Origin of the sequence: Pseudomonas sp. NPDC087598, from assembly GCF_044743525.1 — a bacterium.
Lineage (GTDB): Bacteria > Pseudomonadota > Gammaproteobacteria > Pseudomonadales > Pseudomonadaceae > Aquipseudomonas.
On record NZ_JBIUWQ010000022.1, the window covers coordinates 39,873 to 52,247 of the forward strand.

At 58.7% G+C, this 12,375-nt stretch carries 15 protein-coding genes; 12 read left to right on the forward strand and 3 right to left on the reverse strand.

What is annotated here, in order from left to right:
- The 9 genes from ACIOWE_RS14400 to ACIOWE_RS14440 form a co-directional block, all read left to right on the forward strand.
- Positions 1-914 (forward strand): electron transfer flavoprotein subunit alpha/FixB family protein (locus ACIOWE_RS14400; RefSeq protein WP_401392378.1); only part of this gene is annotated, 914 nt, incomplete at its 5' end.
- 80 nt (positions 915-994) lie between these two features.
- Positions 995-1,816, forward strand: coding sequence for a substrate-binding periplasmic protein (locus tag ACIOWE_RS14405; protein ID WP_401392381.1), 822 nt, complete (start codon positions 995-997; stop codon positions 1,814-1,816).
- Positions 1,817-1,825: 9 nt separating this feature from the next.
- On the forward strand, positions 1,826-2,182 hold the full coding sequence (locus ACIOWE_RS14410; protein ID WP_201237274.1) for a DUF4398 domain-containing protein: 357 nt from the start codon (positions 1,826-1,828) through the stop codon (positions 2,180-2,182).
- A complete protein-coding gene (locus ACIOWE_RS14415) occupies positions 2,179-2,991 on the forward strand; it encodes an OmpA family protein (protein WP_201237275.1) in 813 nt (270 codons plus the stop codon). The genes ACIOWE_RS14410 and ACIOWE_RS14415 overlap by 4 nt, the downstream gene beginning before the upstream one ends.
- Positions 2,992-3,192: 201 nt before the next feature.
- Positions 3,193-4,632, forward strand: a complete 1,440-nt coding sequence (locus tag ACIOWE_RS14420) for a PLP-dependent aminotransferase family protein (RefSeq protein ID WP_401392384.1) — start codon at positions 3,193-3,195, stop codon at positions 4,630-4,632.
- 78 nt (positions 4,633-4,710) lie between these two features.
- Entirely contained in the window at positions 4,711-5,181 is a 471-nt protein-coding gene (locus tag ACIOWE_RS14425; protein WP_401392387.1) for a translation initiation factor 2, read from the forward strand.
- Positions 5,182-5,347: 166 nt separating this feature from the next.
- Complete coding sequence (locus ACIOWE_RS14430) at positions 5,348-5,602, forward strand: YkgJ family cysteine cluster protein (protein ID WP_201237277.1); 255 nt, start codon at positions 5,348-5,350, stop codon at positions 5,600-5,602.
- Between the two features lie 41 nt (positions 5,603-5,643).
- Positions 5,644-6,249, forward strand: a complete 606-nt coding sequence (locus ACIOWE_RS14435) for an START domain-containing protein (RefSeq protein WP_401392390.1) — start codon at positions 5,644-5,646, stop codon at positions 6,247-6,249.
- Positions 6,250-6,565: 316 nt separating this feature from the next.
- Positions 6,566-8,659 (forward strand): LTA synthase family protein, encoded by a 2,094-nt coding sequence (locus ACIOWE_RS14440; protein ID WP_401392393.1) that lies wholly within the window; start codon positions 6,566-6,568, stop codon positions 8,657-8,659.
- 73 nt (positions 8,660-8,732) lie between these two features.
- Here ACIOWE_RS14440 and ACIOWE_RS14445 read toward each other — a convergent pair whose 3' ends face one another.
- Positions 8,733-8,891, reverse strand: coding sequence for a DUF3309 family protein (locus ACIOWE_RS14445; protein ID WP_169432680.1), 159 nt, complete (start codon positions 8,889-8,891; stop codon positions 8,733-8,735).
- Positions 8,892-9,216: 325 nt separating this feature from the next.
- On the opposite strand from ACIOWE_RS14445, the gene ACIOWE_RS14450 reads away from it, so the two are divergent.
- The 3 genes from ACIOWE_RS14450 (at position 9,217) to csrA (ending at position 10,762) form a co-directional block, all read left to right on the forward strand.
- Entirely contained in the window at positions 9,217-10,032 is an 816-nt protein-coding gene (locus ACIOWE_RS14450) for an SDR family oxidoreductase (protein ID WP_401392396.1), read from the forward strand.
- Positions 10,033-10,095: 63 nt separating this feature from the next.
- Positions 10,096-10,428, forward strand: a complete 333-nt coding sequence (locus ACIOWE_RS14455) for a YnfA family protein (protein ID WP_003226957.1) — start codon at positions 10,096-10,098, stop codon at positions 10,426-10,428.
- A 148-nt stretch (positions 10,429-10,576) separates the two neighbouring features.
- Positions 10,577-10,762, forward strand: a complete 186-nt coding sequence (csrA, locus tag ACIOWE_RS14460) for a carbon storage regulator CsrA (protein ID WP_064120335.1) — start codon at positions 10,577-10,579, stop codon at positions 10,760-10,762.
- Between the two features lie 5 nt (positions 10,763-10,767).
- On the opposite strand, the gene ACIOWE_RS14465 is transcribed toward csrA, so the two are convergent.
- Together ACIOWE_RS14465 and ACIOWE_RS14470 are read right to left on the reverse strand one after the other, a co-directional pair.
- Complete coding sequence (locus ACIOWE_RS14465) at positions 10,768-10,995, reverse strand: YheU family protein (protein ID WP_003236706.1); 228 nt, start codon at positions 10,993-10,995, stop codon at positions 10,768-10,770.
- Positions 10,996-11,165: 170 nt separating this feature from the next.
- On the reverse strand, positions 11,166-12,356 hold the full coding sequence (locus ACIOWE_RS14470) for an osmoprotectant NAGGN system M42 family peptidase (RefSeq protein ID WP_122597192.1): 1,191 nt from the start codon (positions 12,354-12,356) through the stop codon (positions 11,166-11,168).
- Between the last annotated feature and the right edge of the window lie 19 nt (positions 12,357-12,375).

Here is a 12,375-nt window from a genome sequence, read left to right on the forward strand (position 1 = left end):
TCGCCGAACACGACAACAAGGTGTTGGCTCCGGCCACCCTGAACACCGTTGCTGCCGCTGCCAAAATCGGTGGCGACATCCACGTTCTGGTTGCCGGTCAAGGTGCTGGCGCCGTGGCTGAAGCCGCTGCGAAAATCGCTGGCGTGAGCAAAGTCCTCAACGCAGACAACGCCGCTTACGCGCATCAGCTGCCGGAAAACGTTGCTCCGCTGGTTGCAGAGCTGGGCAAGGGCTACAGCCACATCCTGGCTGCCGCGACTTCCAACGGCAAAAACATCCTGCCGCGCGTTGCCGCGCAACTGGACGTTGACCAGATCTCCGAGATCATCTCGGTCGAAAGCGCTGACACTTTCAAGCGTCCGATCTACGCCGGTAACGCTATCGCTACCGTGCAATCGACCGCTGCAATCAAAGTGATCACCGTGCGTGCCACTGGTTTCGACCCGGTTGCTGCTGAAGGCGGTTCGGCTGCTGTTGAAGCTGTTGTTGCTGCGCACGACGCTGGCACCTCGAGCTTCGTCGGCGAAGAGCTGGCCAAGTCAGATCGTCCAGAGCTGACCGCTGCCAAGATCGTCGTTTCCGGCGGCCGCGGCATGCAGAACGGCGACAACTTCAAACACCTGTACGCCCTGGCCGACAAGCTGGGCGCTGCCGTCGGTGCTTCGCGCGCTGCGGTCGACGCAGGTTTCGTACCGAACGACATGCAGGTCGGTCAGACCGGCAAGATCGTTGCGCCACAGCTGTACATCGCCGTCGGTATCTCCGGCGCGATCCAGCACCTGGCCGGTATGAAAGACTCCAAAGTGATCGTTGCGATCAACAAGGACGAAGAAGCGCCGATCTTCCAGGTGGCCGATTACGGTCTCGTGGCTGATCTGTTCGAAGCGGTACCTGAGCTGGAGAAGCTGGTCTAATCCAGCGGCTTCACTTATAAAGAGCCCGACCTTTTGGTCGGGCTTTTTTTTGACTCGGATTTGAGCGGGAGCGTTTTGCCATGGATCTGCGCCGCAGGTTGTTATTAGGATTGATCCTCTTGCCGGGGATGGCCACGGCTGCCGGCAAGTGCGAGCGCCTCGTCGTCACCGGCAGCCCGGATGCGCCGCCGTACCTGTGGCAAGACCCGCAGAATCCCAAGCAGCTGATCGGTGCCAGCGCCGACCTGTTGCAGCAAGTGGCCAAGGACCTCGGCATCAAGGTCGAGCTGCTCTACGCGGGCAAACGCTCCCAGGCGCTCGATGAAGTGCGCAGCGGCCGCATGGACATGCTGGCTGATGCGCCGCTGGCCTTCACTGAGCTGGACAATCTCGACTACATACATCCGCCACTGCTGGAAAACGACTATCTTGTGTGGACCCGCAAGGGCTCGACGCTGGTTTACAGTGAAGCAAAAGACTTGCACGGCCACACCGGTGGCTTGTCGGAAAAGTCTCGGATGACCCAGGCATTCGGCACTTTCGCCGAGCAGAATCTGACTCTGACCCGCACAGCAAACCTCACTCAGGCCTTTCAGAAATTGCTCCTGGGTGAAGTGGAATATGTACTCGCCGGTCGCTACTCCGGCATGGCCGCCGCGCAGGCGCTGGGCATGGCCAATGACCTGCTGGCGTTTGAGCAACCCATCGATCGGCCGGGGCTGTTCCTCGCGGTTTCCCATAACTCGGCATGCAACGATCCGTGGTTGCGCGGACAGTTGGCCAAAAAGATGACAGAATTGCCCGCGTCCGGACTGACGGAAGCCGCGCTGCAACGCAATATCGAGCGCTGGAAGGCTCAGCAGCAACAGCCGCAACAACCTGTCAGTGCCCCAAAACAGTAGGGATTCTTAGTGAGTATTCGACCTCTTTTCGCGGCTGTGGCCGTTCTGGCCATGGCCGGTTGCGCGACCGATCCGGCACCCGTTGAACAAATGCGCCTGACCGAACAGACCATCACCCAGGCCAAGGCCGTAGGCGCCACCGCTGATGACGTGCCGGAAATGAAACTGGCCGAAACCAAATACAACCGCGCCAAAGGCAACATGGCCGACGAGTCCTACCGCAATGCGCGCATGCGTGCCGAACAGGCCGAACTGGATGCGCGTCTGGCAGAAGCCAAAGTGCTGACCCAGAAAAGTGAAGAACAGGTGAATGTGCTCAACACCCGCATCGCCCGTTTGCGCAAGCAGTTGGGAGATGCCCAATGAGCCTCAAATCCAAAGTTCTCGGTGGTCTGATTCTCGCTGGTTGCGCCAGCCTGTACGGCTGCGCCGGCCAACACAGTGAATCCGCCCTGCAAGAGGCCAGTGCCGACTTCCAGAAGGTCAAGGAAGACTCCAATGTGCTGCGCATCGCGCCAAAAGACGTGATTCGCGCCGGTGAGTCCCTGGCTCGTGCCGATCGCCTGTCCACCTATTGGGGCAGCGGTTCGGACGTGGTGCATTACGCCTACCTGAGTCAGCGCTACAGCGAAATCGCCCGCGAGCACACCAATCAGGTACTCAACGAAGAACACGCAGCCAAACTCGAACTGGAGCGTCAGCGTCTGCAACTGGCCCTGCGTGAATCGAAACTGCTGAGCGTGCAGCAACAGGGCAAATGGCTCGAAGAGCAGATCGTTGCGCTGGCCACCACGCAGACCGATCGCGGTCTGGTGATGACCCTCGGTGATGTACTGTTCGACACCGGTGAAGCGGAGCTGAAAAACTCGGCCAATCGCGTGGTCTTGAAGATCGTGCAGTTCCTGCAGTTGAACCCGAAACGCGTGGTACGCATCGAGGGTTACACCGACAGCACCGGCGGCAAACAGGAAAACCTCAAGCTGTCCCGCGATCGCGCGCAATCGGTGGCCGACGTGCTGACGGACCTGGGCATCGACGAAAAACGCATTCAGGTCGAGGGTTACGGCGACGAATACCCGGTGGACGCCAACGCTTCCGAGCGTGGACGCGCACAGAACCGTCGCGTGGAAATTGTCTTCTCCGACGAAAAAGGCCAGCTCGGCGCTGCCCGCTAAGGGTTGCGTCTCTGGAAAGCCCGGACTGTCATGCAGTGCCGGGCTTTTTTACGTCTGTCGAATAGCTCGCAATTCAATACAGTTGTGGCAGACACTGCACTGTATGGTCGACTAGAGTGACAACTGTCCCAGTACACTTCTAAACTGTTCCGGTATTGTTTCACACAAGAATAAAATGCCCGTGAAATCGAGTGCTGCGTCATGACCAATCTCTTGCTCTACCAACGTATTGCTCAGCAACTGGCCGAAGACATTCGCCGTGGTGTCTATCAACCGGGGGAGCGCGTGCCTTCGGTGCGCAAGATGAGTTCGCAGCTCAACGTCAGTCATGCGACGGTGTTGCAGGCTTACGCCAACCTCGAGGATCAGGGGCTGATTCGTGCGCGGCCGCAATCCGGTTATTACGTGCATCAGACGCCTGCGCTGACGGCACCGACGCCGGATATCGCTCGCGTCGAACGGCCGGGCCTGGTCACGCGCAGCAGCATTATTCAGCAGGTGCTGGTCGAGTCGCGGCGCGAAGGTGTGTTCCCGTTGGGCGCCGCCGTACCGAGCGTTGATTATTTGCCGGTGCGCGCACTGCATCAGCAATTGGCCAAAGTCACGCGTTTCCACAGCCCGCGGGCCTTCAGCTACATGTTCAGCCCCGGTTTCGAACCGCTGCGTCGACAAGTGGCGATCCGCATGCGCGACGCCGGCGTGGTGGTTGATCCCTCCGAAGTAGTGATCACCCACGGCTGCGTCGATGCCTTGCAGATGTCGTTGCGCGTGCTGACCCGCCCGGGCGATCTGATTGCCGCCGAATCACCGACCTATTACGGTCTGCTGCAACTGGCCGACCTGTTGGGCCTGAAAGTCATCGAAATCCCCAGCGATCCCGCCACCGGCATGAGCCTCGAAGCGCTGCAACTGGCTGCGAACCAGTGGTCGATCAAAGCGCTGGTGTTGACCACGCGCCTGAGCAATCCGCTGGGCGGCACCATGCCCGAAGAGCGCCAGAAACAGCTGCTGCGCCTGGCCTCGGACTTCGATATCCAGATCGTCGAAGACGATATCTATGGCGAGTTGATGTTCGAACAAGGACGCACCAAGGCGCTCAAGGCCTACGACCGGCTGGATCGGGTGATCTACTGTTCGAGTTTCTCTAAAACCCTGTCGCCGGGTGTGCGCATTGGCTGGATGATCGCCGGCAAGTATCAGCAGGAAATTCAGCGCTTGCAGACCTTCAGCACGCATTCGGCGTGTAGCGTCACGCAGATGGCTATCGCCGCCTATCTGGAAAACGGTGGTTATGACCGGCATTTACGGTACATCCGCCAGGAATACCGAAAAAACCTCAGTGCCTTCCAGTTGGCGGTGCAGCAGTACTTCCCCGAAGGCACGCAAATGACCCGGCCCACGGGCGGTTTCATCCTTTGGGTGAGTCTGCCGGGGCGAGTCAATACGCAGGAATTGCATGTCCGTGCGTTGCAGCAAGGTATCAGCATCGCACCGGGGCTGATCTTCAGTAACACCGAGCAATTCAACCACTGTATCCGCCTGAATTGCGGCATTCCGTGGAACCGTGAGGCGGAGCGGGCGTTGATGACGCTGGGAATGTTGGCGACCCAACTGTGTCAGGAAACGGCCGGCGGATTCTGAACGAGCGGTGGGTCATGCTTGTCATGTGGCGTCCAACAAGCGAGCATATGGCCCTCTGCCGTTAGTGTCGTTGGGTCCATGAAAGCGATTTTTTCTGCCGCTGGTTTTTTGCTCTGTTTGCTGATGATCAGTCATGCGCCGGGTGTCATGGCGGCTGCGGCTCAGGAAAAACCGGCAGCGACGACCACCGCGAAAAAATCCGCAGTAGCTGAAAAGGCTGCACCAGCGAAGAAAACGCAGCAGAAAGTCGTTAAAAAACGCGCCCCGATTGCCTCCAAGTCGAAACCTGCCAGCGAAGTGGCAAAAACCAAATTGCCGCCAGCCAAACTGGACTTGAGCCTGCCCAAGGACATGGTCCAGGAGCTGAAACCGCCTGGCACCGTGGTCCTGCCCAAACGCGAACCGATCCTGCCGCAGTTTTTTGGCGAGAAAAACAGCGGATTCCAGCTCAACGGCCGTTTGCTCAGCAACGAAATGCAACTGCAACTGCGCAACGAAGAGCGCCGAGAAGTGGAAGGTGCGGCGCTGGATTTCGAATTCAAACAGTAAATGCCATGCATCTGTGACCCGCAGACCAGACGCTTTGTCGGAGACTGGTCAGTCACATTCACTTATCCGTAAAAACCCCGGTTCAGGGAATTTTAAACAGCCGTTTTAGCGGTTACTCTGTTCCGCGTCCCTTTTACACATCGCCCGTCGCGAGGAATTGTTCGTCATGAAATGCCGTGAAGGCTGTGGCGCTTGCTGCATTGCCCCTTCCATCAGTTCGCCGATTCCCGGCATGCCTGATGGCAAACCTGCCGGCGAACGTTGCGTGCAACTCTCGGTCGAAAACCTGTGCAGCATTTTCGGCAGACCGGAGCGCCCGGCAGTCTGTTCCGGCTTCGCTGCTGATGTCGAAGTCTGTGGCAGCAGTTCGGAAGAAGCGATCAGATTGCTCGGCTGGTGGGAGCAAATGACGGCGGCGTGATGTGTCAAACGAACGGAACTTCAACAATAAGGAATAAGACTATGGGTTCGCTGCATCGTATCGCTGTGTTGTGTGGTTTGACCGCCGTGCTGGCCACTTCCGCTGCTCAGGCTGAAGACTGGAAAGTCGCCAAGAATGAAGACGGCATCAAGGTGTCCCTGAGCGAAGTGCCGGGTTCGGACTACAAGTCCTATCAAGGCGTCGCCCTGATGAAGACCACCGTTGCCAAACTGCGCGCATTGCAGGAAGACGTTTCCGGCGCCTGTGCCTGGATTCACGAGTGCAAGACCCAGAAATTGCTCAAGCACGAAGGCGATCAGAGCTGGACCTACACCCAATTCAACACGCCGTGGCCTGTCACCCCGCGTGATTCGGTATTGCACATCACCACCGTGGAAGGCGCCGATGGCAGCCTGACCCGTAATCTTGAAGGTGTGCCTAAGTACATTCCGGAAGAAAAAGGCTTTGTCCGCGTTGCTCAAGTCAAAGGTTTCTGGAAGTTCGTACCGAAAGGCGATCAGGTTGAAGTGACTTATCAAGTGCACACCGAGCCAGGCGGCAGCGTCCCGGCAATGGTCGCCAACAAGTTTGTGGTTGATGCACCGTTCAAAACACTGAAAGCCCTGAAAGAACGCGCCGAGAAGTAATCGTCGCGCAGACAGCAAAACGCCCCGATCCAGTCGGGGCGTTTTGTTTTGTATCTATATTGTGTTTCCAGATATGCGTTGAACGAAATTTTCACAACACGTTCCAGACAATTCGCCCGCGCTGTTTGCACGCTGTCCCGGTCTGCCGCCGCTTTAAATGAAAGTGTCGGAGGGCAGGGCAGTAATCAATGGCAATGGTGCGGGTGATCGTGCAACATTTGCGCACCGCGCACGCCCCGGGGTCTGGAATGACCAATAGAGGGCATGGCGCCGCTGTATTTTTGCAACTTCAACTTCCAATGGGTCCTAAAACGACATGGCAAACCCGGACGCCCTGAATCAGCAGCGATCTTCTGCTCGCCTGCTGCAACCGACCGTCAAATCGCATCTGGCCTACACGCTGCTTTGTGCATTGGTCATGATGGTGATGTTTTCCGTGCTGCGCCTCGCGCTGCTGGTCTACAACCGCGAGATGATCCTCGACACCCCGGCTTCGACTTTCCTCGAAGCTTTCGCCAACGGCCTGCGTTTCGACCTGCGCCTGGTGGTTTACGTCTGCATTCCGCTGGTGCTGGCACTGTTCAGTGCCCGCGCCATGGCTGCCCGCGGCTTCTTCCGTCTGTGGCTGACGATCGCCTCGAGCATCGCGCTGTTCCTCGGCCTGATGGAGATGGACTTCTACCGCGAGTTCCACCAGCGCCTCAACGGCCTGGTGTTCCAGTACGTGAAAGAAGATCCGAAAACCGTGATGAGCATGCTCTGGTACGGTTTCCCGGTGGTTCGCTATCTGCTGGCCTGGGTCATCGGCACCGTCATTCTGACCTTGGCATTCAAAGGCGCCGACCGCGCGACGCGTCCGCGCGGGCCGTTCAGTGGCGGCAGCGTCAGCACCCGTCAGGTGGCGCCGTGGTACACGCGCCTTGCGGTATTCGTGGTCTGCCTGCTGATCTGCGTGGTCGCCGCTCGTGGCACTCTGCGTCAAGGCCCGCCAATGCGTTGGGGTGACGTCTACACCACCGACTCGAACTTCGCCAACCAGCTCGGCCTCAACGGTACTCTGTCGCTGATCGCTGCCGCCAAGGACCGCATGGGCGAAGATCGCGACAACATCTGGAAAGCCACGCTGCCGCAAGAACAAGCGCAAAAAGTCGTGCGTGACATGCTGCTGATGCCGGACGACAAACTGGTCGATGCCGACATCGCCGCCGTGCGCCGTGACTACACGCCGCCAGCCGACAAGACCCTGCCGATCAAGAACGTCGTGGTGATCCTGATGGAAAGCATGGCCGGTCACTCGGTCGGCGCCTTGGGTGCACCGGGTAACATCACGCCATACCTGGACAAACTGTCGAAGGAAGGCCTGCTGTTCGACCGCTTCTTCTCCAACGGTACGCACACCCACCAGGGTATGTTCGCGACCATGGCCTGCTTCCCCAACCTGCCAGGTTTCGAATACCTGATGCAGACCCCGGAAGGCAGCCACAAACTGTCCGGTCTGCCGCAGTTGCTCAGCGCCCGTGACTACGACGACGTGTACGTCTACAACGGTGACTTCGCCTGGGACAACCAGTCGGGCTTCTTCAGCAACCAGGGTATGACCAACTTCGTTGGCCGTAACGACTTCGTCAACCCGGTGTTCTCCGATCCGACGTGGGGCGTGTCCGACCAGGACATGTTTGACCGTGGCCTGGTCGAACTCAAGGCGCGGGAAAACGGCAAGCCGTTCTACGCACTGCTGCAAACCCTGTCCAACCACACACCGTATGCGTTGCCGACACCATTGCCGGTCGAGCGCGTGACCGACCGCGGTTCGCTGAACGAGCATTTGACCGCGATGCGTTACGCCGACTGGGCATTGGGTCAGTTCTTCGAGAAGGCGCGCAAAGAGCCGTACTTCAAGGAAACCCTGTTCGTCATCGTCGGCGACCACGGTTTCGGCAACGAACGCCAGATCACTGAAATGGACCTGGGCCGCTTCAACGTGCCGATGCTGATGATTGCCCCGGGCATTCAGGAGAAGTTCGGTACGCGTGACCACACCGTGGGTACGCAGATCGACATCGTGCCGACCATCATGGGCCGTCTGGGTGGCGAAGTGCGTCATCAGTGCTGGGGCCGTGACTTGCTCAACCTGCCGGCAGGCGACACCGGTTTCGGTGTGATCAAGCCGTCGGGCAGCGAGCAGACCACCGCCATCGTCACCGCTGACCAGATCCTTGTGCTGCCGAAAGACAAGGAAATGGGACCGAAGATGTGGCACTACCAACTGGGTGCCAACCCGAGTGCCGAAGTCGTTCCAAATGCACCGCGCACCGAAGAGTTGAAACTCAAGCTTGAGTCGTTCCTGCAAACGGCGACCAAGAGCCTGATTGACAACACCGCCGGCGTGATTAACGGCAAGCCGGACTGATTGCTCGTTAAAGCAAAGTCCGCGCAATAAAAAAGAGGCCCTGAACAGGGCCTCTTTTTTTATGCCGGAATCTTTATATCCGACCGAGTAACAACAGCACCAACAGCACGACCAACACCACGCCGATAATGCCCGAAGGACCATAACCCCAACTTCTGGAGTGCGGGAAGACCGGCAGACCACCGATCAGCAACAGGATCAGGATAATGATAAGAATTGTGCCCATGTCGATTTCCTTGTTGATTGTGTTCGAGAAGTCTTGCTGTTCAAGGGGCGACTGGAGACTAAGTAATTCCAGACGGCTTACAAAATCCGACTGGTGCGAACGAAAGAAAATTCAATGTTTTTTTAATGTATTTGGATTACTCGCTTATTTCCTTTACAGCGACAGATCAAAAGATCGCAGCCTGCGGCAGCTCCTACACGAGTTCAATAGTAGGAGCTGCCGAAGGCTGCGATCTTTTGATCCTGTATTCAGCATTCTGATAGAGCGTGGGATACCAAAGATCCTTCGCTACACTCGGCTGATCTTCCCCAGAACAACAAGGCTGTCCGCTATGCAAAATCGCATGATGATCACTGGTGCAGGCTCGGGCCTGGGTCGCGAAATCGCGCTGCGCTGGGCGCGTGAAGGCTGGCGACTGGCCTTGTCGGATGTCAGTGAACCCGGCCTGCAGGAAACCCTGAAAATGGTCCGCGAGGCGGGCGGCGATGGCTTCATCCAGCGCTGCGATGTGCGCGATTACAGCCAGCTCACCGCATTCGCCCAGGCCTGCGAGCAGAACTTCGGCGGCATCGACATCATCGTCAATAACGCCGGCGTCGCCTCGGGCGGGTTCTTCAGCGAACTGTCGCTGGAAGACTGGGACTGGCAGATCGCGATCAACCTGATGGGCGTGGTCAAGGGCTGCAAAGCGTTCTTGCCACTGCTTGAACAAAGCAAAGGCAAGATCATCAACATCGCTTCCATGGCGGCGCTGATGCAAGGCCCGGCGATGAGCAACTACAACGTGGCCAAGGCTGGCGTGGTGGCATTGTCAGAAAGTCTGTTGATCGAACTGGCGCAACAGGAAGTCGGCGTGCATGTGGTCTGCCCGTCGTTCTTCCAGACCAATCTGCTCGACTCTTTCCGTGGACCGACCCCGGCCATGAAAGCTCAGGTCGGTAAGTTGCTGGAGAGTTCGCCGATCACTGCCGCGGACATTGCCGACTACATCTATCAGCAAGTGGCCGCCGGCGAATTCATGATCCTGCCGCATGAGCAGGGCCGCATGGCCTGGGCGATCAAGCAGAAAAATCCGCAACTGCTCTACAACGAAATGACCGCCATGGCGGAAAAAATGCGTGCCAAGGCCAAGCAGAACAACGGCTGACCTTGCCCCCGGCGTTTGGCGTCGATAGGGTGGCCGCAATGGTCACCCTGTCTGGATGTGCAAATGCTCAATTACCTGTGGTTCTTCCTCGCGGCGCTGTTTGAAATCGCCGGTTGTTTCGCCTTCTTCATGTGGCTGCGTCAGGGCAAAAGCGCCTTGTGGGTGATTCCTGCACTGCTCAGCCTGACCCTGTTCGCGCTGTTGTTGACGCGAGTCGAGGCGGCCTATGCCGGTCGCGCCTACGCCGCTTATGGCGGGATCTACATCGTCGCTTCGATTGGCTGGCTGGCGGTGGTCGAGCGGGTTCGGCCGTTGGGTTCAGACTGGATCGGCGTGGCGTTGTGCGTGATCGGTGCCAGCGTGATTCTGTTTGGCCCACGCTTTTCCGCCGCTTGAGAAGAAGCCTGTTTAACGATTTGCAGGAAATGTCTGAAGGGCGGTCGCGCTGCACCGCGTAGGGCATTACTGATTTGCTCGCAACGCATTGTAGAGCCGCCGCAAGCCGCGCATCTTCAGGGTTCGTTAACCCTGAAGGACGAATCTCATGCTTGTGCTCAGCCGTGTCGTTGGTGAGTTGATTTCAATCGGTGATGACATCACCTTGCGCGTTCTGTCCGTGAACGGTTCCAGCGTGCGCTTTGGCGTCGAGGCGCCACAGAAGGTCAATGTGCATCGCTCGGAGGTCTATGAGCGGATCCAGCGCAAGCAAGCCACGGAAAAGGCTCGCTGAGGGTTTCAGTCGAACAGGTGCTTGGGCACGTCGTGTTTGAGCATCAGTTGGCACTGCTCGCTGTCCGGATCGAAGACGATCAGTGCCTGGCCCTTGGTCAGTGCCTGGCGCACGCGCAGCACGCGGGTTTCCAGCGGGGTGTCGTCGCCGTTGTCGGTGCCGTCGCGGGTGACGAAATCCTCGATCAGGCGGGTGAGGGTGTCGACTTCAAGAGCGTCGTAAGGAATGAGCATGGGCACCTCGGCTAAATCAATGTCGGGATGCTACGGCGATTGCCGGTTGCCTGCCAGTTCTGTGTTGCTTGATATGGCCCCTTCGCGAGCAGGCTCGCTCCCACATTTGGAATGCATTCCCCTGTAGGAGTGAGCCTGCTCGCGAAGGCGATGGTTCTGCCAACAATGATTTAACTGTCGGAACGCTGCCCCACCAGACTGTCCACCGACGGCACTCGCGTATCACTCTCCATCTGTGTGTCATGTTCGATCTGATGACTGAAGCGGTCGAGTGACGCGTTGGCCGGCGCCGCATCGCTGGCGAATACCGGCGGACTTAGAATGTACGCCCCGAGCAAGCGACTGAGCGCCGCCAGACTGTCGATGTGCGTGCGTTCGTAACCGTGAGTCGCGTCGCAGCCAAAGGCGAGCAGGGCGGTGCGGATGTCATGCCCGGCGGTCACCGCCGAGTGCGCATCGCTGAAGTAGTAGCGGAACAGGTCGCGGCGCACCGGCAGTTCGTTTTCGCCGGCCAGACGCAGCAGGTGCCGCGACAGGTGATAGTCGTACGGCCCGCCGGAATCCTGCATCGCCACGCTCACCGCGTGTTCGCTGGAGTGCTGCCCCGGCGCGACCGGTGCGATGTCAATACCGACGAACTCACTGACGTCCCACGGCAATGCCGCCGCCGCGCCGCTGCCGGTTTCCTCGGTGATGGTGAACAGCGGATGGCAGTCGATCATCAGTTCCTGACCGCTGTCGACAATGGCTTTGAGTGATGCCAGCAACGCCGCAACGCCGGCCTTGTCGTCGAGATGGCGAGCGCTGATATGGCCGCTTTCGGTGAACTCCGGCAGCGGATCGAACGCCACTACATCGCCGACGCTGATGCCCAGCGAATCGCAATCAGCCTTGGTCGCGCAGTAGGCGTCCAGGCGCAGCTCGACGTGATCCCAACTGATCGGCATCTCATCCACTGCGGTGTTGAAGGCATGCCCGGACGCCATCAGCGGCAACACGCTGCCGCGAATCACGCCGTTGTCGGTGAACAGGCTGACGCGACTGCCTTCGGCGAAACGGCTCGACCAGCAGCCGACCGGGGCGAGGGTCAGGCGACCGTTGTCCTTGATCGCACGCACCGCCGCGCCGATGGTGTCGAGGTGGGCCGAGACGGCGCGGTCGGGGCTGTTTTTCTTGCCCTTGAGCGTGGCGCGAATGGTCCCGCGTCGGGTCATTTCAAATGGAATACCGAGCTCTTCCAGACGTTCGGCGACGTAACGCACGATGGTGTCGGTGAACCCGGTAGGGCTGGGAATGGCGAGCATTTCCAGGAGGACTTTTTGCAGATAGTTGAGATCTGGTTCAGGGATTTGCGTGGTCATGGAAACTCCTGATGGGTTG

What these genes read in the sequence shown, in the direction of transcription:
- ACIOWE_RS14435 (WP_401392390.1), top strand. Translation starts at nt 5,644, where the DNA reads ATGGGTTCGCTGCATCGTATCGCTGTGTTGTGTGGTTTGACCGCCGTG.
- ACIOWE_RS14430 (WP_201237277.1), top strand. Translation starts at nt 5,348, where the DNA reads ATGAAATGCCGTGAAGGCTGTGGCGCTTGCTGCATTGCCCCTTCCATC.
- ACIOWE_RS14420 (WP_401392384.1), top strand. Translation starts at nt 3,193, where the DNA reads ATGACCAATCTCTTGCTCTACCAACGTATTGCTCAGCAACTGGCCGAA.
- ACIOWE_RS14415 (WP_201237275.1), top strand. Translation starts at nt 2,179, where the DNA reads ATGAGCCTCAAATCCAAAGTTCTCGGTGGTCTGATTCTCGCTGGTTGC.
- ACIOWE_RS14440 (WP_401392393.1), top strand. Translation starts at nt 6,566, where the DNA reads ATGGCAAACCCGGACGCCCTGAATCAGCAGCGATCTTCTGCTCGCCTG.
- ACIOWE_RS14425 (WP_401392387.1), top strand. Translation starts at nt 4,711, where the DNA reads ATGAAAGCGATTTTTTCTGCCGCTGGTTTTTTGCTCTGTTTGCTGATG.
- csrA (WP_064120335.1), top strand. Translation starts at nt 10,577, where the DNA reads ATGCTTGTGCTCAGCCGTGTCGTTGGTGAGTTGATTTCAATCGGTGAT.
- ACIOWE_RS14450 (WP_401392396.1), top strand. Translation starts at nt 9,217, where the DNA reads ATGCAAAATCGCATGATGATCACTGGTGCAGGCTCGGGCCTGGGTCGC.
- ACIOWE_RS14405 (WP_401392381.1), top strand. Translation starts at nt 995, where the DNA reads ATGGATCTGCGCCGCAGGTTGTTATTAGGATTGATCCTCTTGCCGGGG.
- ACIOWE_RS14470 (WP_122597192.1), bottom strand. Translation starts at nt 12,356, where the DNA reads ATGACCACGCAAATCCCTGAACCAGATCTCAACTATCTGCAAAAAGTC.
- ACIOWE_RS14455 (WP_003226957.1), top strand. Translation starts at nt 10,096, where the DNA reads ATGCTCAATTACCTGTGGTTCTTCCTCGCGGCGCTGTTTGAAATCGCC.
- ACIOWE_RS14465 (WP_003236706.1), bottom strand. Translation starts at nt 10,995, where the DNA reads ATGCTCATTCCTTACGACGCTCTTGAAGTCGACACCCTCACCCGCCTG.